Annotated in this window: 24 protein-coding genes; 12 read left to right on the forward strand and 12 right to left on the reverse strand. The window is 68.1% G+C overall.

Annotated features, from left to right (window positions below; all coding sequences use genetic code 11):
• Nucleotides 1-31: 31 nt before the first annotated feature.
• Nucleotides 32-814, reverse strand: a complete 783-nt coding sequence (locus tag IJ15_RS0117175; RefSeq protein WP_031939579.1) for a TetR/AcrR family transcriptional regulator — start codon at nt 812-814, stop codon at nt 32-34.
• Nucleotides 815-979: 165 nt separating this feature from the next.
• Between IJ15_RS0117175 and IJ15_RS0117180 the strand changes: the two genes are divergently transcribed.
• The 3 genes from IJ15_RS0117180 to IJ15_RS0117190 all read left to right on the forward strand — a co-directional run bounded on the left by IJ15_RS0117180 (nt 980) and on the right by IJ15_RS0117190 (nt 3,169).
• Nucleotides 980-1,864 carry an SDR family NAD(P)-dependent oxidoreductase gene (locus IJ15_RS0117180; protein ID WP_031939580.1) on the forward strand — a complete coding sequence of 295 codons (885 nt, stop codon included), beginning with the start codon at nt 980-982 and terminating at the stop codon, nt 1,862-1,864.
• A gap of 86 nt (nt 1,865-1,950) precedes the next feature.
• Nucleotides 1,951-2,430 (forward strand): carboxymuconolactone decarboxylase family protein, encoded by a 480-nt coding sequence (locus IJ15_RS0117185; protein ID WP_197059849.1) that lies wholly within the window; start codon nt 1,951-1,953, stop codon nt 2,428-2,430.
• Nucleotides 2,431-2,467: 37 nt separating this feature from the next.
• Nucleotides 2,468-3,169, forward strand: a complete 702-nt coding sequence (locus IJ15_RS0117190; RefSeq protein ID WP_031939582.1) for a GTP pyrophosphokinase — start codon at nt 2,468-2,470, stop codon at nt 3,167-3,169.
• 54 nt (nt 3,170-3,223) lie between these two features.
• Here IJ15_RS0117190 and IJ15_RS0117195 read toward each other — a convergent pair whose 3' ends face one another.
• Both IJ15_RS0117195 and IJ15_RS0117200 read right to left on the reverse strand, forming a co-directional pair.
• Nucleotides 3,224-4,351, reverse strand: coding sequence for an Ig-like domain-containing protein (locus IJ15_RS0117195; protein ID WP_051919076.1), 1,128 nt, complete (start codon nt 4,349-4,351; stop codon nt 3,224-3,226).
• A gap of 28 nt (nt 4,352-4,379) precedes the next feature.
• Nucleotides 4,380-5,573: an Ig-like domain-containing protein gene (locus IJ15_RS0117200; RefSeq protein WP_031939584.1), complete on the reverse strand. Its 1,194-nt coding sequence runs from the start codon at nt 5,571-5,573 to the stop codon at nt 4,380-4,382.
• A 537-nt stretch (nt 5,574-6,110) separates the two neighbouring features.
• On the opposite strand from IJ15_RS0117200, the gene IJ15_RS0117210 reads away from it, so the two are divergent.
• Nucleotides 6,111-7,718, forward strand: coding sequence for an MFS transporter (locus tag IJ15_RS0117210; protein ID WP_031939585.1), 1,608 nt, complete (start codon nt 6,111-6,113; stop codon nt 7,716-7,718).
• A 94-nt stretch (nt 7,719-7,812) separates the two neighbouring features.
• On the opposite strand, the gene IJ15_RS0117215 is transcribed toward IJ15_RS0117210, so the two are convergent.
• Nucleotides 7,813-8,670: an SDR family oxidoreductase gene (locus tag IJ15_RS0117215; protein ID WP_031939586.1), complete on the reverse strand. Its 858-nt coding sequence runs from the start codon at nt 8,668-8,670 to the stop codon at nt 7,813-7,815.
• 118 nt (nt 8,671-8,788) lie between these two features.
• On the opposite strand from IJ15_RS0117215, the gene IJ15_RS0117220 reads away from it, so the two are divergent.
• Both IJ15_RS0117220 and IJ15_RS0117225 read left to right on the forward strand, forming a co-directional pair.
• Entirely contained in the window at nt 8,789-9,178 is a 390-nt protein-coding gene (locus IJ15_RS0117220) for a winged helix-turn-helix transcriptional regulator (protein ID WP_031939587.1), read from the forward strand.
• A 22-nt stretch (nt 9,179-9,200) separates the two neighbouring features.
• Entirely contained in the window at nt 9,201-10,085 is an 885-nt protein-coding gene (locus IJ15_RS0117225) for an alpha/beta hydrolase fold domain-containing protein (protein WP_031939588.1), read from the forward strand.
• Nucleotides 10,086-10,104: 19 nt separating this feature from the next.
• On the opposite strand, the gene lpdA is transcribed toward IJ15_RS0117225, so the two are convergent.
• Nucleotides 10,105-11,508, reverse strand: coding sequence for a dihydrolipoyl dehydrogenase (gene lpdA, locus IJ15_RS0117230; protein ID WP_031939589.1), 1,404 nt, complete (start codon nt 11,506-11,508; stop codon nt 10,105-10,107).
• Nucleotides 11,509-11,648: 140 nt separating this feature from the next.
• On the reverse strand, nt 11,649-11,801 hold the full coding sequence (locus IJ15_RS26090) for a hypothetical protein (protein WP_156112133.1): 153 nt from the start codon (nt 11,799-11,801) through the stop codon (nt 11,649-11,651).
• Between the two features lie 721 nt (nt 11,802-12,522).
• On the opposite strand from IJ15_RS26090, the gene IJ15_RS0117245 reads away from it, so the two are divergent.
• Together IJ15_RS0117245 and IJ15_RS0117250 are read left to right on the forward strand one after the other, a co-directional pair.
• Complete coding sequence (locus IJ15_RS0117245; protein WP_269321485.1) at nt 12,523-14,685, forward strand: prolyl oligopeptidase family serine peptidase; 2,163 nt, start codon at nt 12,523-12,525, stop codon at nt 14,683-14,685.
• 50 nt (nt 14,686-14,735) lie between these two features.
• Nucleotides 14,736-15,782 (forward strand): alpha/beta hydrolase, encoded by a 1,047-nt coding sequence (locus IJ15_RS0117250; RefSeq protein WP_081880785.1) that lies wholly within the window; start codon nt 14,736-14,738, stop codon nt 15,780-15,782.
• A gap of 86 nt (nt 15,783-15,868) precedes the next feature.
• Here IJ15_RS0117250 and IJ15_RS26095 read toward each other — a convergent pair whose 3' ends face one another.
• Both IJ15_RS26095 and IJ15_RS0117260 read right to left on the reverse strand, forming a co-directional pair.
• Nucleotides 15,869-16,006: a hypothetical protein gene (locus IJ15_RS26095; RefSeq protein ID WP_156112134.1), complete on the reverse strand. Its 138-nt coding sequence runs from the start codon at nt 16,004-16,006 to the stop codon at nt 15,869-15,871.
• A gap of 127 nt (nt 16,007-16,133) precedes the next feature.
• Nucleotides 16,134-16,946, reverse strand: a complete 813-nt coding sequence (locus tag IJ15_RS0117260; RefSeq protein ID WP_031939592.1) for an alpha/beta hydrolase family protein — start codon at nt 16,944-16,946, stop codon at nt 16,134-16,136.
• 271 nt (nt 16,947-17,217) lie between these two features.
• Between IJ15_RS0117260 and IJ15_RS0117265 the strand changes: the two genes are divergently transcribed.
• The gene (locus tag IJ15_RS0117265; protein WP_031939593.1) at nt 17,218-17,418 is read left to right on the forward strand and encodes a PspC domain-containing protein; all 201 of its coding nucleotides are present in this window, start codon (nt 17,218-17,220) and stop codon (nt 17,416-17,418) included.
• An 85-nt stretch (nt 17,419-17,503) separates the two neighbouring features.
• On the opposite strand, the gene groL is transcribed toward IJ15_RS0117265, so the two are convergent.
• The 3 genes from groL to IJ15_RS0117280 all read right to left on the reverse strand — a co-directional run bounded on the left by groL (nt 17,504) and on the right by IJ15_RS0117280 (nt 20,811).
• Nucleotides 17,504-19,129, reverse strand: coding sequence for a chaperonin GroEL (groL, locus tag IJ15_RS0117270; protein ID WP_031939594.1), 1,626 nt, complete (start codon nt 19,127-19,129; stop codon nt 17,504-17,506).
• A 246-nt stretch (nt 19,130-19,375) separates the two neighbouring features.
• A complete protein-coding gene (locus IJ15_RS0117275; protein WP_031939595.1) occupies nt 19,376-19,897 on the reverse strand; it encodes a DUF6764 family protein in 522 nt (173 codons plus the stop codon).
• A gap of 134 nt (nt 19,898-20,031) precedes the next feature.
• The gene (locus IJ15_RS0117280; protein ID WP_031939596.1) at nt 20,032-20,811 is read right to left on the reverse strand and encodes an HAD-IIA family hydrolase; all 780 of its coding nucleotides are present in this window, start codon (nt 20,809-20,811) and stop codon (nt 20,032-20,034) included.
• 155 nt (nt 20,812-20,966) lie between these two features.
• Between IJ15_RS0117280 and IJ15_RS0117285 the strand changes: the two genes are divergently transcribed.
• The 3 genes from IJ15_RS0117285 (at nt 20,967) to pssA (ending at nt 23,075) form a co-directional block, all read left to right on the forward strand.
• Nucleotides 20,967-21,434 carry an SRPBCC family protein gene (locus IJ15_RS0117285; RefSeq protein ID WP_031939597.1) on the forward strand — a complete coding sequence of 156 codons (468 nt, stop codon included), beginning with the start codon at nt 20,967-20,969 and terminating at the stop codon, nt 21,432-21,434.
• Nucleotides 21,435-21,525: 91 nt separating this feature from the next.
• Nucleotides 21,526-22,239 carry a phosphatidylserine decarboxylase gene (locus IJ15_RS0117290; RefSeq protein ID WP_031939598.1) on the forward strand — a complete coding sequence of 238 codons (714 nt, stop codon included), beginning with the start codon at nt 21,526-21,528 and terminating at the stop codon, nt 22,237-22,239.
• 47 nt (nt 22,240-22,286) lie between these two features.
• The gene (gene pssA / locus IJ15_RS0117295) at nt 22,287-23,075 is read left to right on the forward strand and encodes a CDP-diacylglycerol--serine O-phosphatidyltransferase (RefSeq protein ID WP_031939599.1); all 789 of its coding nucleotides are present in this window, start codon (nt 22,287-22,289) and stop codon (nt 23,073-23,075) included.
• Between the two features lie 140 nt (nt 23,076-23,215).
• On the opposite strand, the gene IJ15_RS0117300 is transcribed toward pssA, so the two are convergent.
• Nucleotides 23,216-24,103: an endonuclease domain-containing protein gene (locus tag IJ15_RS0117300; protein WP_031939600.1), complete on the reverse strand. Its 888-nt coding sequence runs from the start codon at nt 24,101-24,103 to the stop codon at nt 23,216-23,218.
• Nucleotides 24,104-24,315: the final 212 nt, after the last annotated feature.

Consider the following 24,315-nt stretch of genomic DNA (forward strand, 5'->3'; position numbering starts at 1 on the left):
CGCGGGGTGATCGCCCAGGCCGGGAGCGGGATCAGTTGCCCCGCAGCAGCCGCAGTTCGCGGATCGCGTCCTTGAGTTCACGCACGTCGCGCTGCAGGTCGGCCAACTCCGAGACGTCGATCGCCTCGACGGCCCCGGCCGCACCGGCGGCCTGTGCGGAGGCCGCCGCGTCCCGTTCGGCGACCTCGGACGAACGGACCGGCCCCGGGGCGGCCTTGGCCGACGCCGACCCGGCCGGCCCGCCGGCGGCGAAGCCGTCGAGGAACACCGCGATCAGGTCGTGCCGCAACCGCTCGGCCTCCTGCTCGAGCGACGCCCGGTTGAATCGCACTGTCGACCAAACGGATTCGCGGAGCATGCGATGGAAGTGCCGGGGGTCGATGTCGGTACGGAACTCCCCCGCCACCACACCGAGCTCGATGGCGTCGGCCCAGTAGTCGTGGGCCCGCCGCACCGCGGTGGAGATGGGACTGTCCGCGGGCTGCGAGGACAGCGCGCTCTCGTTCTGATAGATCTCCGTCGCGAACGGGTGGTCGGCGGCCGCCTCGAACGAGACCGCGACCATGTGATCGAGTCGCTCGCGCCCGGTCTCCCCGTGGACCATCGCGGCCTCGTAGCGCTCGTTGAGGTCGTCGACGAACGCGATCACGATCTCGAAGACGATCGCATCCTTGGAGCCGAAGTAGTGGTAGAGGCTGCCGGAGAGGATCCCGACCTCGTCGGCGATGTCCCGTACGGTGGTGCCCGCGACGCCACGCTCACTGAACAACTTCGCCGCGTGGAACAGAATCTCTTCCCGCCGGGTCGATGCCACCTGACGTCCCCCCTCTTCGCGGCGCGGATACAGTCCTCCGGCACCGATCGAACGCTTGCTTGATGCCGTTATGTTACACGGCGGGCCCGATCACCGAACAGATCCGACCGGCGGTGTTAGCTTCTCCCTACCGGGCGGTAACCGAGGGCGGGTGGGTTGGTCACGATGGTGAGTGCGAGTGAACGACGCAGACTCGAAGAGCAGCTGGCGGGACGTCGAGTACTCATCACGGGCGCGGCCCGCGGCATCGGGGCGTCCCTGGCCCGACGACTGCACGGGCGTGGCGCCCGGGTCGCTCTCCTGGGCCTCGAACCCGAGCTCCTCGAACAGGTCGCGACCGTGTGCGGCGGGGCGCCGTGGCGGGTGTGCGACGTCCGCGACCGCGCGCAGACGGCGGCGTCCGTCGCCGCGCTCGTCGACGAACTGGGCGGGTTGGACGTCGTCGTGGTCAATGCCGGTGTCGCGGCGCAGCTCCCCCTGCTCGGCGGCGATCCCGCCGTCATGGACCGGACCGTCGAGGTCAATCTGCTGGGCACCTACGCCACGGTGCGCGCGGCCGGGCCGTACGTCGCGCATCCGGGCGGGTACGCGCTGCTGGTGGCGTCCGCGGCAGCCGGGGTGCAACTGCCGATGCTGGGCGCGTACTCGGCCTCGAAGGCGGCGGTGGAAGCGCTCGGCAACACGCTGCGGATCGAGACCCGGCATCTCGGGATGCGGGTCGGTGTCGCCTATCTCGCCGAGATCGACACCGACATGACTGCGATCGGGTTCGGCACCGCGGCCGCCCGCAGCGTCAGGAAGTTGGGCCCGTTCACCCGGGTGGCGCCGCTGTCGGTGGCGGTCGACGCATTCGAGCGCGGCATCGCCCGACGCCGTCGGCGTGTCTACGCGCCGCGTTGGGTCGCGACGACGATGCGGCTTCGTATGCTCGTCCAGAGACTGATCGAACTGCGCCCGCAGCCGCGGTTGGCGCAGGCCCTGGACGTGGCCCGCACCGAGCACGCCCGGCTGACCACCGAACTACCGGACCGAGCCGGGGAGGCCGAGTGACCGCACACGACGAGAAGACGGGCAACGACACCGCACCACGGGTCGGGCCGGGACGGCTGCGGGAACTCGGGCCGCTCAACTGGGCCATGTGGCGGGTGCTGTCGCTCGGCTCCGGCACCCGGGACGCGAAGCTGTTCAGCACCCTCGGCCGCACCGGCGGACTGTTCCGTGGCTGGCTGCACTACTCGGGCGTCCTGATGCTGCTGCCCGGCACCAGGCTGTCACGATTCGAGATCGAACTGGTGGTGCTGCGGGTCGCGCACCTGCGCGGGTCCCGGTACGAGATGGATCACCACATCCGGCTCGGCCGCCGCGCCGGGATCACCCCGCAGATCCTCGACCGCATTCTGGTCGGCCCCACCGATCCCGACTGGTCGCCGCGGTACCGCGCGATGCTGACCGCCACCGATCAGCTCCTGACCAGCAAGAAGGTGGACGATCCGGCGTGGTCGGCGCTGGCCGCGCACCTCGACGACCGCCGGCTCGTCGAGTTCTGCCTGCTGGTCACCCAGTACGACGGGCTGGCCACCACGATCGATGCGCTGCGGATCCAACCGGACTTCTGACCGCTGCCGGCCTCACGACCGGTGGCACACTGGTGGCGTGGACCCCGAACAACTCCGAGCCGATTTCTCCCGATTCATGATGTCGTACCGGTTCGGTATCGCTCAGCTGCTGACGAGGGTCAAGGTCCTCGAGGACGAGTTCACCCACATCAATCGGTACAACCCCATCGAGCACGTCACGTCCCGCGTCAAGACGCCGGAGAGCATCATCCGCAAGGCGCAGCGCATCGGGTGCCCACTCACCCTCGACGACGTCCGCACCAACATCCTCGACATCGCCGGGGTGCGGATCACGTGCAGCTTCATCTCCGACACCTACCGCATCGCCGACATGATCACGAGCCAGCCGGACATCGAGGTGCGCGAGGTCGAGGACTACATCGCCAACCCCAAGCCCAACGGCTACAAGAGCCTGCACCTGATCGTCGAGGTGCCGGTGTATCTGAGTGACCGGGTGCAGTCGGTCCCGATCGAGTTGCAGATCCGCACCATCGCGATGGACTTCTGGGCCAGCCTCGAGCACAAGATCTACTACAAGTTCAACCGTGAGGTGCCGCCCGAACTGCTCGCCGAGCTCACCGAGGCCGCCGAGACCGCGCACCGGCTCGACGTGAAGATGGAGCGCCTCAATGACGAGTTCGCCAGCCTCCGGGCCCAGCAGGGCGACGACGACGAACCCCCGGAGCTGACCGTGCCGCCACAGCTGCTCGAAGCACTGCAGACGCGCCTGCACCACTAGCCGCAGGCGCCGCCGAGCAGGAGCGATCGCGGCTCCCACCCGGCGGCGGCGACGTCAGCGACCGCCGAGCGAGCCGCTTGTCAGGGCCGGCAGCAGGGTGGTCAACGAGCCTGCCGCTCCCGGCCCGGTGGGGTCGGTCGGACCGGTCGGATCGGTGGGCTCGACCACGACGACACCCGGGACCGTGACGGTGACCGTCTTGTCGTCGGACGTCGACGACGCGAACCGCTGGGTACCGACGAAGCGCGCGGTGATCGCATGCTCGCCCGGATCGCGGAACGGCCACACGAGCGCGGCGTGTCCGTCGGCATCTACCGGCGCGCTCCCGATCAGCGCGGCGCCGTCGTAGAACTCGACGACGCCCTCACCCGGATTGGGCGCGACGTCGGCCACGATCCGGACGTCCTCGCCGGTGAGGGCCTCGAGCGCCACCGCGACGGCGGTCTGCGTCTGGTTCACCGAGAACACCTCGGTGGTGGACAGTGCGGAGCGACCGGGCCCGGATGCGACGCAGTAGCCGGCAGCGTTGACCCAGCGGGACTCGCCGAAGCTCATGCTCGTGTCCTTGATCTTGATGACCGGGGTGGCCGCGCCCGCGCGGATCGAGGTGGTCACCGCAGTGTTCTCGGCGCCGGCGCGCAGTGTGAGTTCCACTGCCGGGAGCCGGAAGTCGGTGTTCGCCTTGACCTGCAGACCTTCCTTCGGCTTGTTGTCGCTGGCGCCCGGGCCGTCGGAGATCGTCTTGTTGCTCGTCCCGGTGATGCGCAGGAACGCGCCCGCCGGATCGGCGTTGCCGTCCGCCCCGACGCGCAACAGTGTCGGAGCCTCGCCGGTCAGGTTGCTCGACGTTCCCGCGACCAGCGAGTACGCGAGCAGTTCCCCGCCCTGCGGCACGGCGAGGTCGTACTTGAGCCGACCGGTGTCGGAGTCGGACGTGCGCATCGTGCCGGGATGCAGCCTGACCGTGAACTCGGCGCCGGGGCGGACGGCGTCGGGCGCGGTCACCTCGAGATTGTCCGAGAACGAGAAGTCCCAGTCGGACGCGCCGTCGACGCGGCACTTGTGTTCGAACGAAACGGTTTCGGTGACGGGCTCGGCCGACGCGGTGGGCGCACCCACGGTGAGCAGTCCTGCCGCCATCGCCGAGGTGGCCACGGCGGTGGCCACGTTGGAGATCTTCATCGAACGCCTTTCAGAGCAGAGGGTTTGGTCAACGTCCGGCGAGCGAGCCGAGGTCGAGTCCGGGCACGATTCCTGCGAGGCTGCCGAGGCCGGGGTTGCCCGGCTGGGGGTCGACCGGCCCGGTGTCGTCGCCCGTCACGGTGAGCATGTGCGCCATCGTGGTGTGCGGTTGGCCGCCGGCGTCGCTGAACACGGCGGTGACCGACTTGGTGCCCGCCTTCTCGAACGTCAGATCCAGCCGTGCGACACCGCGGACCACAGGACGGGGCTCGCCGACAGGCTTACCGTCGACCATGAACTGCACTGTGCCTGTTGCCGTTTCCGGCGCAATGTCGGCCACGAAGGAGGCCTTCTCGCCGACGTGCACCGCAGCCGGACCGTCGATCGTCGCGGAGGTCTGGGTTCCGGGCCCGGGGTCCACCGGATCGCCCTCGACCGCGATGGAAGCGAGCTGCCCCGCGCCGGAATTCAGTCCGCTCTCCGGGGTGTCGCGCGGCGAGCAATAGGTGGGCGCCCAGATAGTGCCCGCCAGCCAGTGGCTCACCTGGGGCAGGAAGGTCAGGAAGGACTCCGAGGTTCCGAACGTCCCGGCCGCTCCCGCCGTGCGCACCGACGGCTCGATGGTGCCGGACGGCCCCGCCTTCAGCGTCATTCGAATCTTGGGAAAGGCGAGATCGGTGGTGGCGCCGGCCTGCGCATTGATGGCGAGGCCGCCGTGGGACGACGTCGACGACGAGGGCCCATTACCGATGGTCACATTGTTGCCGGACAGTCGGAGCAGGGACCCGGTCGCCGACGGGGCGCCCGCCTCGTCGACTCGGATCACCGACGCCGGGACACCGGCTGTGAGATTTCCGGGATCGGCCACACCCGCACTGATCAATTCGGCATTCGACGGAATCGGCAGATCGATCTTTGCGCGCGAGATCTTCTGCACGTTGGCTCCGCTGACACTGTTGGGAATCTGGACGGTGCCGGGATCGATCTCGATGTCGAAGATCTCACCGGGCGCGACCGACGGCGGCGCTGTCACGGTGACGGTGGCCGGCTTGCCGTCCGCGGTCGGCCCACTGAAGGCACTGGGAATCGCATTGCACGTCACCTGAAACGTGGACGAGGTGGTGACCGGCGCGGGCGCGGCGTGCGCGGCGGGAATACCTACCGCCGCAACGCCGGCCACCAGACCGGCCAGAGTGGCGAAACGAGTCGCGCGGGAATTCATGGCGTCCTCTCATTGGGGGGCAACCTGATTGATGTGATCGACCAGGAAGGTACATCACCTTTACGAACCCTGGATAGACGCAAATGAAACCCTTTCCGTCAAGCTGCGACTACGTAACCGTAGGTTTCGAGCAACTCGAGAAATGTTGTTGCACAACGCAATTGACACACGTCAACCAGTGGTCTCGAACTGCTCGGACTTCGGCATCGCACGACGGTTGATCAGCCATTTCACAATCCGGAAGCGAACAGACGTCGACGGTCGGAGCGACGATTCGAACGCACATTTCGAATTCGCACCAAACATGCGACCAGGCGATTCGTCGAGTCGGAGTTCACGCGCCGACGTCTCGACACCGTCCGCCGGGTCCGCCCTATCGATTGCTCACACTTCGTCGCCGCTGGCAAACCTCGCCGTAGTCGTTGTGATGATTCCGACGATGGGCGCAAACTCCATTGCCGCCGCACAGAGTTCGCCGGTAGCGTCACTGCGTTCGGCCGCGACAGACGTCCGTGCCCCCGATTCGGTAGGAACTGCATGTCCCAAGACGTCCAGGCGACCTCGCGTCCCGACGCCCCCGTAAACGACAATCCCAATCACGACCGCCGCTGGCTGGTGCTGTGCATCGTCGCGCTGGCACAGCTCACCGTCGTGCTCGACGGCACGATCGTGAGCATCGCGCTGCCCGACGCCCAGAAGGAACTGGGCATCAGCAACCTGGACCGGCAGTGGGTGGTGACCGCCTACGCGCTGGCGTTCGGTGCACTACTGCTGCTCGGCGGTCGCATCGCCGACTTCTGGGGCCGCAAGCGCTCGTTCATGGTCGGTATGGCGGGCTTCGCGGTGGCGTCAGCCGTCGGCGGTTTCGCGCAGACCGGGATGCAGTTGTTCGCCGCCCGCGCCGGTCAGGGAGTGTTCGCGGCGCTGCTCGCGCCGGCCGCCCTCGCGATCCTCACCACGACGTTCGTCGGCGAGAAAGAACGCGCCAAGGCGTTCGCGGTGTTCGGTGCGATCTCCGGCGGCGGCGCCGCGATCGGCCTGCTGCTCGGCGGCGTGCTGACGCAGTACGTCGACTGGCGCTGGTGCCTGCTGGTGAACATCCCCGTCGCGCTGTTCGCGATCGCGGTGACGCTGCCGATCGTCAAAGAGACCAAGGCGCACGGCGACACCAGCTACGACCTGCCCGGCACCGTCCTGGTCGCGATCGGCCTGGGCTCGCTGGTGTACGGCTTCACCAAGGCCGAGCACGGCTGGCTCGAGACGCAGACGCTGCTGTTCATCGGTATCGGACTGCTCGCGCTCGTCGCGTTCGTGCTCGTGGAGAAGAAATCGGCGAACCCGCTTCTGCCGCTCAGCGTTCCGTGGCACCGCGACCGCGGCGCGGCGTTCATCGGCTCGGCACTGGTCGGCGCGGCGCTGCTCGGCGGCACCCTGTACCTGACGTTCTACCTGCAGATCGTGATGGGCCTGAGCCCGGTGATGTCGGGTGTCGGTTCGCTGCCGATGGCCTTCTTCATCGTCATCGCGTCGACCATCGCGGCGCAGCTCACCACCCGCATCGGACCCAAGCCGCTCATGGTCGTCGGACCGATCTTCGCGGCCGTCGGCCTGTTCCTGCTCACCCAGATCGAGGTGGACACCTCCTACTGGACACACGTGTTCCCCGGTCTGGCGATCTTCGGTTTCGGCCTGGGTCTACTGATGGTGCCGATGCAGAACCTGGCACTGCTCGGCGTCCCCAACCATGACGCCGGCGCCGCCAGCGCCCTCGCGAACGCCACGCTGCAGATCGGCGGCGCCCTGGGCACCGCGCTGTTCACCACCGTGTACGCGTCGGCCAAGAGCGCATTCCAGGCCGACAACCCGGCGCCCACTCCCCCGCCCGGCTTCCCCGCCGACGCGATCCCCACCGACCTCGCCAACGCCACGCCGCCCACACCCGAGCAGATCGCGGCCATGCCGGCGCCCGCACAGGACTTCATCGGCAAGGTCATGGACTGGGTGTTCGGCACCGAGGTGTCCGGCTACGCGCACGCGTTCGGCTGGGCCGGTGCGCTCATCCTCGTCATCAGCCCGATCGTGATGATCCTGGTTCGTGCCAAGAAGGGCGACCTGCCCGCCGAAGGCGCCGTCGGGATGCACTGATCTCTCTCCTCCCCCATTCCCCCTCGGGAAGCTGAAGGGTCCGTTCATGCGCTGGTAGCGCATGAACGGACCCTTCAGCTGTCCTACCGGAGCCTCAGAGCGCGGCGCGCAGGACGGTTTCGAGCGGGGTGGACGCCCGTCCGATGAGCCGCTGCAGGTCGCCGCTGGTGACGTCGAGGACGCCGGTCGCGACACCGGCGTCGGCGTCGGCGAGGACCGCGGCCATCGGTACGGGCAGTCCGGCGGACTCGAGAATTCCCCGATACTCCGCGACGGGCAGGTTCCGGAACTCGACGGGCTTGCCGGTGACGTTCGAGATGGCTTGGGCCAGTTTGGGGTACGACACGTGCTCGTCGCCGCCGAGCTCGTACACCTTGCCGGCCTGGTTCTCGTCGGAGGTCAGTACGACGGCGGCGGCCTCGGCGTAGTCGGCTCGGGCCGCGCCCGCGACGCGACCGCCACCGGCGCTGCCGACGAGGACGCCACGCTCGGCGGTCCCGTCCAGGTCGTTCGTGTAGTTCTCCCAGTACCAGCCGTTGCGGAGCAGGGCGTGGTCGATGCCGGATTCGGCGAGCAGTCGCTCAGTGACCTGATGTTCCAGCGCGAGCTGGAGGGTGCTGTTCGGCGCGTCCAGGATGGACGTGTACGCGATGAAGGCGACGCCCGCGGTCTTCGCGGCGTCGATGATGTTGGTGTGCTGCGGCACCCGCTCGCCCACCACGCTGCCGGAGACCAGCAGCAGCTTGTCGACGCCTGCCAGCGCGGTTTCGAGTGCGGCCCGGTCGGCATAGTCGGCGGTGCGCACCTGCACGCCCTGCGCCGCCAGGTCGGCGGCCTTCTCCGGGTTGCGGACGACGGCGACGACGTCGGATGCGGGTACGCCGCGGCGCAGCAGTTCGTCGACGGCGAGGCGGCCGAGGTGTCCGGTGGCACCGGTGACGGCGATGATCATGAGAACTCCCGAGGTTGAACCTTCAATTCTTCGTTCACGCTCCATAATGCACTTATTTTTCGTAAGCGCAACCGTTTGGGTCAGTACAGATCGTTTCGCAGGTAGTAACCTCGAGTGCGTGAGCAGCGACGACCAGCACTTCGACGACCCGACCCTCGAGTCCGACGTCTTCGCACGCGACTGCCATTCGCGGGGCGCCCTGCTCAACATCACCGGACGCTGGGGCACGCTCGCACTTGCCGCGCTGGGTGAGGGCCCGTACCGGTTCGGCGCGCTGCGCCGACGGGTGGACGGGGTGAGCGAGCGCATGCTGGCGCAGACGCTGCAGCAACTCGAGCGCGACGGCCTGGTGCACCGCGAGGTCCGCGAGACCATCCCGCCCAACGTCGAATACAGCCTCACTCCACTCGGAGAGAAGATCGCCGAACGCCTCACCGGGCTCATCGAACTGCTCGAATCGCACATGCCGGACATCACCGCGGCGCAGACTCGGTACGACGCACGCTGACCGGACGACGACAGGGGTGGCCATGCCGAGCCTGAGCAGTAGGGCCATGCCGTTGGCGATCGCAGCACTGGGCCGACGACGGCCGAGCGCCGACGATGTCCGCCGGGAGATCGCGGCACTGCAGGCCAAGCCGAAGCCGTTCGCCCCGCCGTCGTCGCTGGGGCGCCGCCTGGACGTGACGTCCGGGGCGTCGGCTGCGGGCTGGCCCGTGTTCACGGTGACCCCGCGCGGCCAGGAGCCGTCGCCGCGGGTGCTGTATCTGCACGGCGGCGCCTACATCCGGGAGATCACCCGGCACCACTGGAAACTGATCGGGCAGTTGGCGTCGGCCGGGGCCGCCGTGACCGTGCCGATCTATCCGCTCGCACCGCGCGGGACCGCGGAACACGTGGTGGCGGGGTCGGCCGATCTGGCGCACGAACTTGCCGCCGACGGGACCCCGGTGATGGTCGCGGGCGATTCGGCGGGTGGCGGACTCGCACTGGCCGTGGCCCTCGCGCTGCGCGACCGCGGTGCGGACGCTCCCGCGCACACGGCACTGATCTCACCGTGGCTCGACGCGACCGGCTCCCACCCCGGCATTGCGGCGGTGGCGCCCCGCGACCCATGGCTGCACCCGGGCGGACTCACAGTCGCCGCGGACGCGTACCGCGGCGGGTTGGATCGGGAGCACCCATGGGTGAGCCCGCTCAACGGGGACCTCACCGGACTCGGCCCGATCACACTGTTCACCGGCACCCGCGACATCCTCAACGTCGATGCCCGCCGGTTCACTCCGCTCGCCGCGGACGCCCGCCTGTCACTGGACGTCCACGAGGAGCCGGGGATGATCCACGTCTACCCGCTGCTCCCGATCCCGGAGGGCAAGAAAGCCCGCACAATCCTGTGCGGGCTTCTCGCGAACTAGCTCTTCGGGCGGCGAACCGTCAGAAGTTGATCATGTGGCCGGCGAGGCCGTGGATGGCCTCCTGCAGCGCCTCGCTGAGCGTGGGGTGCGTGTGCACGTTGCGGGCCAGCTCGTTGACCGTGAGGTCCCACTTCTGGGCCAGGGTCAGCTCGGGCAGCAGCTCCGAGACGTCGGGGCCGATGAGGTGGCCGCCGAGCAGCTCGCCGTACTTCTTGTCGGCGATGAGCTTGACGAAGCCGTTGGGGTCGCCCAGGCCGTGCGCCTTGCCGTTCGCGGTGAACGGGAAGGTGGCGACCTTGATGTCGTAGCCCTCGGCCTTGGCCTGCGCCTCGGTGAGACCGAAGCTGGCGACCTGCGGCTGGCAGAACGTGGCACGCGGCATCATCCGGTAGTCGCCCAGCTCCATGGTCTCGGCGTCACCGATGGTCTCGGCGGCGACGACGCCCTGCGCCTCGGCGACGTGCGCGAGCTGCAGCTTGGCGGTGACGTCACCGATGGCGTAGATGCCCGCGACGTTGGTGCGCATGCGCTCGTCGATCGCGATGGCGCCGCGGTCGGTGAGCGCGACGCCGGTGTTCTCGAGGCCGTAGCCCTCGACGCGCGGCGCGAAGCCGACCGACTGCATGACCTTGTCGACGGTGACGGTCTCGATCTCGCCGGACTTGTTGTCCTTGATGGAGACGGTGACGTCGGAGCCGTTGTCGACGATCGACTGGACGGCCGCACCGGTCTTGATCTTGACGCCGAGCTTCTTGTAGTGCTTGGCGATCTCCTTGGAGATGTCCTCGTCCTCGTTGGGGAGGGCGCGGTCCAGGAACTCGACGATGGTGACGTCGACACCGTAGTTGGAGAGGACGTAGCCGAACTCCATGCCGATGGCGCCGGCGCCGACGATGACGATCGACTTCGGCAGGTCGCGGGTGAGGATCTGCTCCTCGTAGGTGACGACGTTCGCGCTGAGCGAGGTGCCCGGCAGCAACTTGGTCACCGAACCGGTGGCGATGATGACGTTGTCGAAGGTCACCGTCTCGGTGGCACCCGAGCTGAGGGCGACCGAGATGGTCTTGGCATCGACGAACGTGCCACGACCGTCGAACTCGTCGATCTTGTTCTTCTTCATCAGGAAGTGCACGCCCTTGACGCGGCCGTCCGCCACCTTGCGGCTGCGGTCGAATGCTGCGCCGAAGTCGAAGGACACGTCTCCCGAGATGCCGAACACCTTGGCTTCCTTGTGGAAGAGGTGCGCCAGTTCGGCATTGCGGAGAAGAGCCTTGGAGGGGATGCAGCCCACGTTCAGGCAGACACCGCCCCAGTACTTCTCTTCGATGATGGCGGTCTTGAGGCCCAGCTGTGCCGCGCGGATAGCAGCGACGTACCCACCGGGACCGGCTCCGAGGACAACGACGTCATAGTGTGAGGTCACGAGGCCCTAGCCTAGTCCCGCCTCGAATCCGTGTCCCGGGTTGGTGCTTACTCCGAAGTAAGTTCAGCTGTCGCGGGAATGACCCCGGACACACCTGCGACCCCAGCCGCCGGAGCGACTGGGGTCGTAGGTGCGAATGCTCAACTGAACGAGATGGCGCTCCCGAGGTCTCCCACGGTGCTTCCACCGAAGACACTGCCCCGGCTGAGACTGAGGAGAATGTCGAGCAGGCCCGACATGGAGCCCGTTGCCGCCCCGGCCAAAGAGCCGAGATCGATTGCGTCCAGATTCATAGCAGTCGCCTTTCTACGGCTTCAGACTCCTGATCAGGAGAGCTCGGTGACCGAACCGAAGTTCACGATCTGGCCGATGAGGATCTGGATGAGGCCGATGAGGTCGTTGTTCATTGTTTCTCCTAATTTCGTGGTGGTGTATTGCTTGTGATTGCTACGTGATCACTCCCGCAGCAATGCAGAGAATTTCGCCGACCGGGGGACCCCGCTACCCCGGATGCATCCATTCCCAGCGCATCCCGTCCTCTTGGCGCAGGTTGCGGAGTGACCGTGGTGAGTCACCCCGCTGCCTCCTGGCCGGGAAGCCGGTCGGGTTTATTCGACCGTGATCGGAACCATAATCCAGATCACATCGACTTGTCTTCGGTTTCGTTACTAAATCTGGTCACCCGTCCAGGATGTCTGGATCTTCACCCCGGCCTTCACCCTCCGGGCATCGACAAGCCCTACTCCGGCACCACCCCCTAGATCCCGGCAACGTCGCGTAGTCGCAGGTGACATCTCGCACCCGCCCAGCCGGTCCCGACGCCCCGAGCCGCCGAATCCGGACCGAGACCGGACGGACCTGCGGCACACGCGAGGGACGCCGTGGCCGGCATCGACTACGGCGGCCTCGACCGCGCGGTGGCCGAGCCCACCCGCGACTACGTCGTCCAGTCAACGTCTGCGACTCAATATCGTTCCGACACAACACTTTCACCCACACCCCGGCAGATTCAGGATGCTCTTCGACGGCGAACACGCAGCCGTAGACTTCGTGCCGCCACCGGTTTCGGCCGGTACCACTTGCCCCGGCACGGCCACGGCCGACCACAATGTCCCTATGACGCACCACCCAGTGACCTCCGTACCGTCCGATGACCCGCATCTCTGGCTCGAGGACGTCACCGGCGACGACGCGCTGACCTGGGTCCGTGAACACAACGACGAGACGATCGCCGAGTTCACCGGCACCGCCGCGTTCGGGCAGCTCGAGTCGAACATCCGCGCGATCCTCGACACCGATGCACGCATCCCCTACTCGCGCCGCCGCGGGAAGTACCTCTACAACTTCTGGCGCGACGCCGACCACGTCCGCGGCCTGTGGCGTCGCACGACGATGGACCGATACCGCAGCGACACACCGGAATGGGAGATCCTCGTCGACGTCGACGAACTCGCCGAGCGTGAGGGCGAGAACTGGGTGTGGTCCAGCGCGCAGGTGCTGCGGCCCGAGCAGAACTTGGCCCTGATCAGCCTCTCCCGGGGCGGCGCCGACGCCGTCGTCGTGCGCGAATTCGACCTTGAATCACTGACCTTCAAGGACACCGGCGACGGCTTCCGGGTCGAGGAAGCCAAGACCGACATCGGGTGGATCGACGACGAGAACGTCTTCGTCGGAACAGATTTCGGCGACGACACGCTCACCGACTCCGGTTACCCCCGCCTCGCGAAGCGCTGGCACCGCGGCACCCCGCTCGCCGAGGCCGTCACGGTGTTCAAGGGTGAGCAGACCGACGTCGCGATCTCCGCGTGGCACGACAGCACCCCCGGATTCGAGCGCAGCTTCGTCGAGCGGGCCGTCGACTTCTACACCTCGCAGCGTTTCCAGGTGCTCGACGACGACACTCTCGTCCGCATCGACACCCCCGACGACGCGCGGGTCTCGGCGTACCGGGAATGGCTGCTGATCCGCACCCGATCCGAGTGGACCGTCGCCGGCACCACGTACGCGGCAGGCACGCTGCTGGCCGCGAGGTACGACGACTACCTCGCCGGCTCCCGCGAGCTGACCGTGCTATTCGAACCGGATGAGCACACGTCACTCGAGCAGTACGCGTGGACGCGCCACCACCTGCTGTTGGTGACGCTCTCCGACGTCCAGTCCCACGTCCACGTCCTCACGCCCGGCGAGAACGGCTGGGAGACAACGCCGCTCGAGGGACTCCCGGAGCTGACGTCGACGGAGATCATCGACACCGATCCCCGCGAGAGTGACGACTTCTTCCTCAACTCCAGCGGCTACCTCACCCCCGCGACACTGTTCTCCGGCACCGTCGGCGGACCGCTCGAGGCACTCAAGTCGGCGCCGGCGTTCTTCGACCCCACCGGACTGGCCGTCGCACAGCACTTCGCCGAGTCCGCCGACGGCACCCGCATCCCCTACTTCGTGGTGCGCCGCGACGGGGCGCCCGCCGGGCCGACACTGCTGTACGGCTACGGCGGCTTCGAGAACTCGATGACCCCCGGCTACAGCGGCATCAACGGCACCGCATGGCTGCAGCGCGGCGGCACCTACGTGGTCGCGAACATCCGCGGTGGTGGCGAGTACGGACCGCAGTGGCACACCCAGGCGGTGCGCGACGGCCGGCACAAGGTGCACGAGGACTTCGCCGCCGTGGCCCGTGACCTCGTCGCCCGCGGCATCACCACGCCCGGGCAGCTCGGCGCGCAGGGCGGCAGCAACGGCGGACTGCTGATGGGCATCATGCTCACCAAGTACCCCGAGTTGTTCGGCGCCATCGTCTGCCAGGTGCCGCTGCTGGACATGAAGCGCTACCACCTGCTGCTCGCGGGCGCGTCGTGGATGGCCGAGTACGGCGACCCCGACAACCCCGACGACTGGGCGTTCATCTCCGAGTACTCGCCGTACCAGAACACCAGCGCGACGGCGGCGTACCCGCCGATCCTCATCGCCACCTCCACCCGCGACGATCGCGTCCACCCCGGGCACGCGCGCAAGATGACGGCGCGCCTCGAGGCAGAGGGCCACGACGTCCACTACTACGAGAACATCGAGGGCGGCCACGGCGGCGCCGCCGACAACGCACAGGCCGCGTTCAAGTCGGCTCTCACCTACACGTTCCTGTGGGAGCACCTGACGAAAGCACGTTCGGACGCCTGACGCGTGGACTACGATTCGCCCGAATCCGTCAACGCGAATCGAGCCACCACATGATCTCCGACGCCTCCCCGCGTCCGCTGTTCCGACGTCTGGGCGCGGGGGCCCTCGTCACCGCGACCGCGGCCGCGGCGCTGCTCACCACCGTCCCCACCGCGGTGGCCGGCGGCCTCCCGAACTCCGCGCCCGCCACACACGCGGCGGAGCCGACCGCGTCCGGTGCTCACATCACCCGCGTCGAGAACATCACCGACCGCTGGCTGCGGGTGTTCGTGTACTCGCCGGCGATGCAGGCCGAACAGGAAGTACAGATCCTGCTGCCGCGGGACACCTCCGTCCCACGGCCGACGCAGTACATGCTCGACGGCAGCTACGCCGACCCCGGCACCAACGACTGGACCGAAAAGGGCGGTGCCGTCGAATTCTTCGAGGACAAGCCCGTCAACGTCGTCCTCACCACCGGGGGAACAGCGAGCTACTACACCGACTGGGAGCGGCCCGACCCCGAACTCGGCAACTACAGGTGGGAGACGTTCCTGACGAAGGAACTGCCGCCGTTGATCGACGCGCGGTTCGACGGCACCGGCGTCCAGTCGATCGCCGGACTGTCGATGGGCGCACAGTCCGCGATGATGCTGGCCATGCGGTCGAACGGCCTCTACCGCGGCGTCGCGGCGTTCAGCGGGTGCTACCAGTCCACCGACGATCTCGGGTTCGCCCAGATGAACGCCGTCGTCTCGACCCGCGGCGGCGAGATCACCAACATGTGGGGTCCGCGCACCGATCCCCGGTGGGCCGAGCACGATGTGCTGATCGGCGCCGAGAAGCTGCGCGGCACCACGATGTACGTGTCGACGGCGACCGGGCTGCCCGGCCCGAACGAGACCCTCGACAACCCGAACCTGCCACTGCTGGTGACACTGGGCGGGTCGATCGAGGCCGTCACCGATCACTGCACGCACCGGCTCGACGACCGGCTGCGTTCCCTCGGAATCCCGGCCACCGTCGTCTACAACCCGGCGGGCGTGCACACCTGGGCGTACTGGCGCGACGAACTCCCCAAGTCGTGGCCGACGCTCGCCGCGTCGCTCGGCCTCTGAGCCGACGCGTCACCTGGCGAGAACGCCGCAAGGGCGGTGACAGTGCAGATGCACTGTCACCGCCCTTGCGCGATGCTTCGAGGTGACTAGCTGCTGGAGAGCGAGCTGGTGTCGACCGAACCGGCGGCACCGGTGCCGGCCGAGCTGGCGGTGCCCAGCGAGTTCAGCGCCTTCACGATGGAGGTGACAGCGTTGAGGACGGTGAGGATCTCGGACGAACCCATGGAAACTCCCTGTATTGCGAGTGGTGGTGCGCCTCGAAGCGAGAACGCTTCCGCAAATATAACGGCACCGATACAGAACTGCACCAGTTTTGCGATCAACCCCAGGATGAAAACCGAGGGTGAATTCTCAACTGTGATCGCGAATCCACGCGACGATGCGGTCGACCGTGCTGCCGGGGGTGCTGATCCACCCGTTGTGCCCCAATTCGTCGTCCTGGTGCCAGGTGGTGATCTCGGCCCCCGACAGCTTCCGGCACAACTCGGCGGCGGCACCGCGCGGCGCGAGGTCGTCGCCCTCGACGGAGATCGACAACACCGGTAGCCGCAATCTGCCGATCCGCTCCTCGTAGTCGATGTCGGCGCCGGCCGGCTCGATCCGGCCGCTCCGCGCGAACCTCGACCAGTCGGAGATCAGCACCCGCGACTGCCGCCCGAATCCCCCGACGTCGAACCGGTCCCCCGGCCAGAACCCGGCGACACTCGCCGTGATCGACATGGCCGCCGACCCCAGCAGCATCCCGGGCGCACGCACCCCGGGGAACCCTCGGTAGTACGGCGACCCGGACGCCACCAGGATCAGCCCGCCCAGACGACCCCGGATCCGCGCCGCATACATCATCCCGAGGTGCCCGCCCATGCTGTGCCCCAACAGGAACGGCGTGCTCGCGTCGAACCGCTCGCGCACCACCTCGAACATCGCCGGCAGGTCGACCGCCACCAGTTCCTGGTAGCCGAACGTGCTCGACGCGCTCGGCCGCGGCCGGCTGTCACCCTGCCCCCGCAGCTCGCACGTCGCGGCGCAGAAACCGTGGTCCACCAGAGAATTCGCGAAGCGGTCGTAGAACGCACCGGGAATGCCGAGCCCCGGCACGATCACCACGACCGGCGCGCCGTCCGGACCGGGGAAGAGCCGGACCGGCGTCGTCGTTCCGTCTGGCATCTGGATCGGCACGGTCTCCGCCACGCCTCCGAGCCTATGCCCACTCCGTCCGCCAGGCCCGGCATTCGGCGGTCCCGCTGCCCACGTCCCGGCGTCACACATCCTTTGTCCGCATCACACACCGATTGCACAGGCAGAACGGGTGTGATGCCGACAGAAGACGTGTGGGGTCGACGTGCCGCGACCCACCACCCCGAGCCGAAAGATCAGGGTGCAGATCGGGGGGAATCCCGATGGCGGCGGACGGCGCCGCGAACCAGACTCTGATGTCATGAACTCCAGCGACTCGCCCCGACCGTTCGCCCGTTCCCGCGACCAGCGCATGCTCTCCGGCGTGTGCGGCGGCGTCGCCGAGTACTTCGGCATCGACGTCAACCTCGTCCGCGTCGCCGCCGTCCTCGGCGCCTTCGTCTCGTTCGGCACCGTCGCACTGGTCTATGCCGCCGCCTGGATGATCATGCCCAGCGAGTGATGCAGAAATGCGAGAAGCCCGGGACACCGTGAAGGTGTCCCGGGCTTCTGCGTCTTACCTGAGCTCAGGCTTTCCGATCGTCAGATCAGAAGTCCATGCCGCCCATGCCACCGGTCGGGTCGCCCATGGGAGCAGCGGCCTTCTCCGGCTTGTCGGCGACGACAGCCTCGGTGGTCAGGAACAGAGCCGCGATGGACGCAGCGTTCTGCAGCGCCGAGCGGGTGACCTTGACCGGGTCGTTGATGCCCGCGACGAGCAGGTCCTCGTACACACCGGTGGCGGCGTTCAGGCCGCTGCCGGCGGGCAGGTTGCGAACCTTCTCCGCGACGACGCCGGGCTCGAGGCCGGCGTTGAACGCGATCTGCTTCAGCGGAGCCTCGAGGGCAACCTTGACGATGTTGGCACCGGTGGCCTCGTCGCCCTCCAGCTTCAGGTCGTCCAGGACCGGAGCGGCCTGCAGCAGCGCCACGCCGCCACCGGCGACGATGCCCTCTTCGACGGCAGCCTTCGCGTTGCGGACGGCGTCCTCGATGCGGTGCTTGCGCTCCTTGAGCTCGACCTCGGTCGCAGCGCCGGCCTTGATGACAGCAACGCCACCGGCCAGCTTGGCCAGGCGCTCCTGCAGCTTCTCACGGTCGTAATCCGAATCCGACGCCTCGATCTCGGCGCGGATCTGGTTGACGCGACCGGCGATGGCCTCGGCGTCGCCGGCACCCTCGACGATGGTGGTCTCGTCCTTGGTGACGACGACCTTGCGGGCGCGGCCCAGCAGCTCGATGCCGGCGGTCTCCAGGGACAGGCCGACCTCTTCGCTGACGACCTCGCCACCGGTGAGGATGGCGATGTCGGCGAGCTGCGCCTTGCGGCGGTCACCGAAGCCCGGAGCCTTGACGGCGACGGACTTGAACGTGCCACGGATCTTGTTGACGACCAGGGTCGACAGGGCCTCGCCCTCGACGTCCTCGGCGATGATCAGCAGCGGCTTACCGGCCTGGATGACCTTCTCCAGCAGCGGCAGCAGGTCCTTGACCGTGGAGATCTTGGAGCTGACCAGCAGGATGTACGGATCCTCGAGGACCGCTTCCTGACGCTCGGCGTCGGTCGCGAAGTACAGCGAGATGTAGCCCTTGTCGAAGCGCATACCCTCGGTGAGCTCGAGCTGCAGGCCGAAGGAGTTGGACTCCTCGACGGTGATGACGCCTTCCTTGCCGACCTTGTCCATCGCCTCGGCGATGAGCTCGCCGATGGTGGAGTCGCCCGCCGAGATACCAGCGGTGGCAGCGATCTGCTCCTTGGTCTCGACCTCCTTGGCGGTGTCGAGCAGCTTGGCGGTGACGGCCTCGACGGCCTTCTCGATGCCGCGCTTCAGACCCAGCGGGTTGGCGCCGGCAGCGACGTTGCGCAGGCCCTCGCGGACGAGCGCCTGAGCCAGGACCGTAGCCGTCGTGGTGCCGTCACCAGCGACGTCGTCGGTCTTCTTGGCGACCTCCTTGACCAGCTCGGCGCCGATCTTCTCGTAGGGGTCCTCGAGCTCGATCTCCTTGGCGATGGAAACACCGTCGTTGGTGATCGTGGGGGCGCCCCACTTCTTCTCCAGCACGACGTTGCGACCCTTGGGTCCCAGCGTCACCTTGACGGCGTCAGCGAGGCTGTTCAGGCCACGCTCGAGGCCGCGACGTGCCTCTTCGTCGAACGCGATGATCTTGGCCATTGCGAAGTGATCCTCCGGATTGGGGGTGACACACGGAGGCGATCACTCGTCGGATCGCCCCATTTACGCTTCCGGCCAGGCTCGGTGCCCGCGACGGACGACCAGGGGTGTCTAGGTACCCGGTCTCACCGTCCCGACCTGGCACTCACGTGTCGCGAGTGCCAAGTGCATTTTTAGCACTCGAGAAGGTCGAGTGCAACGTTACGAGGCGGTCTCCGCCGCGGGCGAACAGACGCCGTCCGGCTCCTAGCCGAGGCAGGTCTGACCGGTCTTCAGATTCCACGCGAACGACAGCGGGCCGACGCAGTTGACGCCACCCTCCTCGGCGGTCGCGCCCGAGCCCCAGCCGGCGATCGCGAACGTCGCGTGACCGTCATCGGCCCACGAGTGCGCGATGCCGCCGCCGATCGCCAGGGCGAGCGACTGACCGTTGCCGCGCGACGCGCTGAGCGCGGTGCCGAAACCGGTCGCGGCACTGTTCGACGACCCGAAGCCCTGCGCGACCGAGACCGCCGTGCCGCTGTCCATCGCCGCCGAGCGGGCCACGCCCTGCTCGAACGCCTGCGCACCACAGCTCGCGAACTCCGAGACCTGGATGTCGTTGGGGGACGCCGGAGACAGGCACGCCACCGGCGCCGCCACAGCCGTACCCGCACCGATCAACGAAATGCCCGCTGCCACACCGATTCCCGCCACGGCAACCACCGCCGTCCGCGTCATTCGCCGACCGAGATCGGACATTGCGCGCAGGCGGGAAACGGTCGACATTCGGACTCCTTCACGAACGGAAAAAGGGAGCGCCGGGCAGGATCGGAGAAGCACCGCCGGGCGTGCCCGAGACAGTACCCGCCGACGCGTCCGATACAGGGCATTTCGATAGTCGACCGAAGAACGTCGGCGCGTCACCCGAGAGCGGTGAGCAACGCCGGCAGATCCGCCACCGAATCGATCACGTGATCGGGGCGATCCACCGCCAGATCCAGAATCGGCTGCCGGAACTTCCCCGTCCGCACCAACACCCCCGTCATGCCCACCCGCTGCGCCGGAAGCACGTCGCCCCGGAAGTCGTCACCCACCATGACCGTCGCCGCCGGATCCGCCCCCATCAGTTCCGCCGCGGTGAGGAACCCCGCGAGCGACGGCTTGCCCACCGCCACGATCCGCGAACCCGACGCCTCCTCGAGCCCCGGCAGATACGCACCCGTGTCGAGCTGCAGCCCGCCCGATTCCGACCACATCAACGCACGATGCATCGCCACCACCGGCACGCCCGCGACCATGAAGTCCAGCACCCGGCTGAGGGCCTCGTGCGTGAACTCCGGCCCAGCCCCACCGACGACGATCACCTCGGGATCGACGTCGTCGAACTCGATGTCGGGCATGTCGGCGCGGATGTCGCCGTGATTGAGCAGCATCACGCGGGCACCGGCATACGTCGACCGCAGATACTCGGTGGTGAGCCGGACCGCGGTCACGATCTCGTCGGGCCGCACATCGAACCCCGCCCCCGCCAGCTCGGATGCGATCTCGTCGCACGTCCGCGACGTGGTGTTCGTGAGGAATGCGCGCACACCCCCGCGGCGACTCAACTCGTCGAGCGCCTCGGCGGCACCGGGAACCGGCCGCCACGAGGTGACGAGCACACCGTCGATGTCGAACAGGACGCCCTCGACACGGCTCATGGATTCGAGGGTATCGGGCGGACACCGACCGGCGCCGGGGATGCGAGATCCGGGGCCGAGAGTGACCTGCCGCACACACTGTCGGTGTCAGGGCCTAGTATCCACGGGTACGCGTGACCTTCTGTACCACCAACTTCGAACTGGAGAGCCGGCCCGTGACGAACACCCTCGAAGCAACCATCGAGATCGCCGCCACCCCGCAGGACGTGTGGACGATCGTCTCCGACCTGAAGCGGATGGGCGAATGGAGCCCCCAGTGCCGCAAGATGCGCGTCTCCGGCGAGGTCCGCGAGGGCACCAAGACGTTCAACCTCAACCGGAAGGGCTTCCTGGTGTGGCCCACGACGTCGAAGGTCATCCGCTTCGAGCCGAACAAGGCCATCGCGTTCCGCATCAACGAGAACCGCTCCATCTGGTCGTACACGCTCGAGGCCACCGAGACCGGCACCCGCGTGATCGAGCGCCGCGAAGCCCCCACCGGCACCAGCCAGCTGTCGCAGTTCCTGATCAAGACGGTTCTCGGCGGCGCCGACGCCTTCGAGGCCGAGATGATCGCCGGGATGAACTCCACGCTCGCGCGCATCAAGAGCGAGGCCGAGGCACTCGCCGTCGGGAGCCGCTAGCACATCGCGACTCACCGGTTCGCCGCACTCACGTAGCCTGTACTGGCTCGTGCGGCGCACCGCCGCATCACCCGAAGAGGTAAGAGGACACGTGGCACGTCGACCGACACCCCCTGGTACCCCCCAGCCCACCGGCGTCGGCCACGTCATCGGCCTCGTCAAGGCAGCCGTCCCGCCGCTGCACCCCGCCGGCGTGCCGTTCGTGCTCGCGCCGCTCGCGGTCGCCGCGGTGGGCCGCAACCGCAAGTGGGTACGCCGCGCCGGCCTCGCCTCCGCGGCCGCGTGCGCCACGTTCTTCCGGCACCCGCACCGCGTGCCGCCCAACCGGCCCGGTGTCGTCGTCGCCCCCGCCGACGGTGAGGTCGCACTCGTCGACAGCGCCGTCCCGCCCGCCGAACTCGGCATGGGCGACCAGCCGCTGCCCCGCGTCAGCATCTTCCTGTCGGTGCTCGACGTCCACGTCCAGCGCACACCCGTCGCCGGGCTCGTGAAGAAGGTCGTCCACCAGCCCGGACAGTTCCTGTCCGCGGACCTGGCCGACGCCAGCGAGGTCAACGAGCGCAACAGCATGCTCCTCGAGACCGCCGACGGCCACGACGTCGCCGTCGTCCAGATCGCCGGCCTGCTCGCGCGCCGCATCGTGTGCGACGCCAAGGAAGGCGACAAGCTCACCATCGGCGACACGTACGGACTGATCCGCTTCGGCTCCCGGGTCGACACGTACTTCCCCGCCGGGACCGCGCTGCTCGTCGAGCGCGGCCAGCGCACCGTGGGCGCCGAAACCGTCCTCGCGCAACTGTCGTGAGGCCGCCGCGCCCCAGCGGACGGAACGCGGTCCGGCTACTGCCGAGCATGATCACGATCCTCGCGCTCTGCAGCGGACTGTCCGCGATCAAGTTCGCCCTCGACGGCGAACTCGGCACCGCGCTCGCGATGATCGGGGCGGCCGCCGTCCTCGACTCCCTCGACGGCCGCATCGCCCGCATGCTCGACGCCACCAGCAAGATCGGCGCCGAACTGGACTCGCTGGCCGACGCCATCTCCTTCGGCGTCGCACCCGCCCTGGTGCTGTACGTGACCCTGCTCGACGGCAACAACTTCGGCTGGATCATCGCACTGCTGTACGCGGTTAGCATCGTGCTGCGGCTGGCCCGGTTCAACACCCTGCTCGACGACGACACCGTGCCCGCGTACACCAAGGACTTCTTCGTCGGCGTCCCCGCACCCGCCGGTGCACTGATCGCGCTCACCCCCCTCGCCGCCTACATCCAGTGGGGCGACGGGTGGTGGTCGTCGATCGCCGTCGTCACCGTGTGGACCCTGCTGTCCGCGGCCCTGATCGTCAGCCGCATCCCCACCCTGGCCATGAAGTCCGTGGCGGTGCCCGGCCGGATGGCCGCCGCCCTGCTCGCGCTCGTCGCCCTCGCCGCGGCCGCCCTGGTCACCTACCCGTATGTGCTGCTGATGGTCCTCGTCGGCGCCTACCTCGCGCACATCCCCTTCGCGATCCGGTCCCAGCGGTGGGTCGCCGCGCGCCCCGAAACCTGGGACTTCAAGCCGTCCGAGCGCCGCGCCACCCGCCGCGCCCCCGGCGGTAACCGCCGCTCCGCCGCCCGCCTGGGCCTGCGCCGCCCGCGCTGACTCCGCGCTGGCTCCGTGTTCCCCCGTCCCCGCGTTTTGCGCACTTAGCGCGAGCACGGGGGCGGGGTTCCCGCATTTTGCGCACTTAACGCGAGTACGGGGGCGGGGTTCCCGCGTTTCGCGCACTTGTCGCGACTGGGTCAGAGGTGCCGGGGCCGGGCACTGCGCGCGCGCAGTACGGCACCGTAGATCTCGTCGATCACAGCGTTGGGGTTCACCATCATCTCCTTGGTGACGAAATGGATCTGCCAGCCCGCCCTCCGCAGCGCGTTCTGCCGGATCCGATCCCGCGCCAGCGCCGAGCGCTGCCCGTGCCATTCGCCGTCGTACTCGACGACAAGTCGCTCCTCCTCGAATGCGAAGTCGACCCGAGCGACGAACTCTCCGTCCGCGTAGATGCACAGTTGCGGTACCGGGTCGAGGCCGGCGAAGTGCATCCGCACACGCAGTTCCGATTCGGGCGGCGACTCCGCACGCGGGTCGGTCAGCGCGAGAGCCTCACGGGCGCGCACCACCCCGTGATCGTGACGCCCTTCGAGATACGACGCCATCCGGGCCTGCGTGGTCAGCTTCGCGCGGAAGATCCTGTCGACGTCGGCGACCGAGCGGATCAGCGGTCCCGTCGAGAGGACGTCGAATGTCATGCGTTCGGGCCGCGCGATCGCGATCTGCTCCCACGGCTCATGGTCGCCGGCGTCGATCGCGACGCGTCGGACACCGAGTCCCGGGCGCCGGTTGACCCGACGTCCGGGCAACGCGATCACGTCCACCGGATCCGACGTCGACACCAACTCCACTCCCCGCACCACCGCCGCCGACCTGCCGGTGAGTACCAGTGTCCCTTCCCCGGTGAGCGCCGCGGCTCGACAACGCAATTCGTGGCTGACGTGCACCCCGGTCGGGCAGTACACGCCGCGGAACAGTCGACGCACCCGCGGTCCTCGCAGATCTGCGGCGGTGAGGGCGCCGTCGCGCACCGCATCGCGTCCGACGAACACCTCGGGCAATTCCGGCTTCTTCCTTCTCATGACCGGTCACGGTGCCCCATCGCACCGACCGATCGCGGTCCCGACCGACGAGTTATCCACAGCCCTCGGTGTTCTCCACAGCCTTCGCCACATCCCCCCACTCGCGTTTTGCGCACTTACCGCGAAACTCTGGGCCTCCGCGTCGCGCCAAGTGCGCAAAACGCGGGGAGTGGGGGCGGATCGGCGCGACAAGTGCGCAAAACGCGGGGAAC

The sequence above is a fragment of the Prescottella defluvii genome (genome assembly GCF_000738775.1).
GTDB lineage: Bacteria > Actinomycetota > Actinomycetes > Mycobacteriales > Mycobacteriaceae > Prescottella > Prescottella defluvii.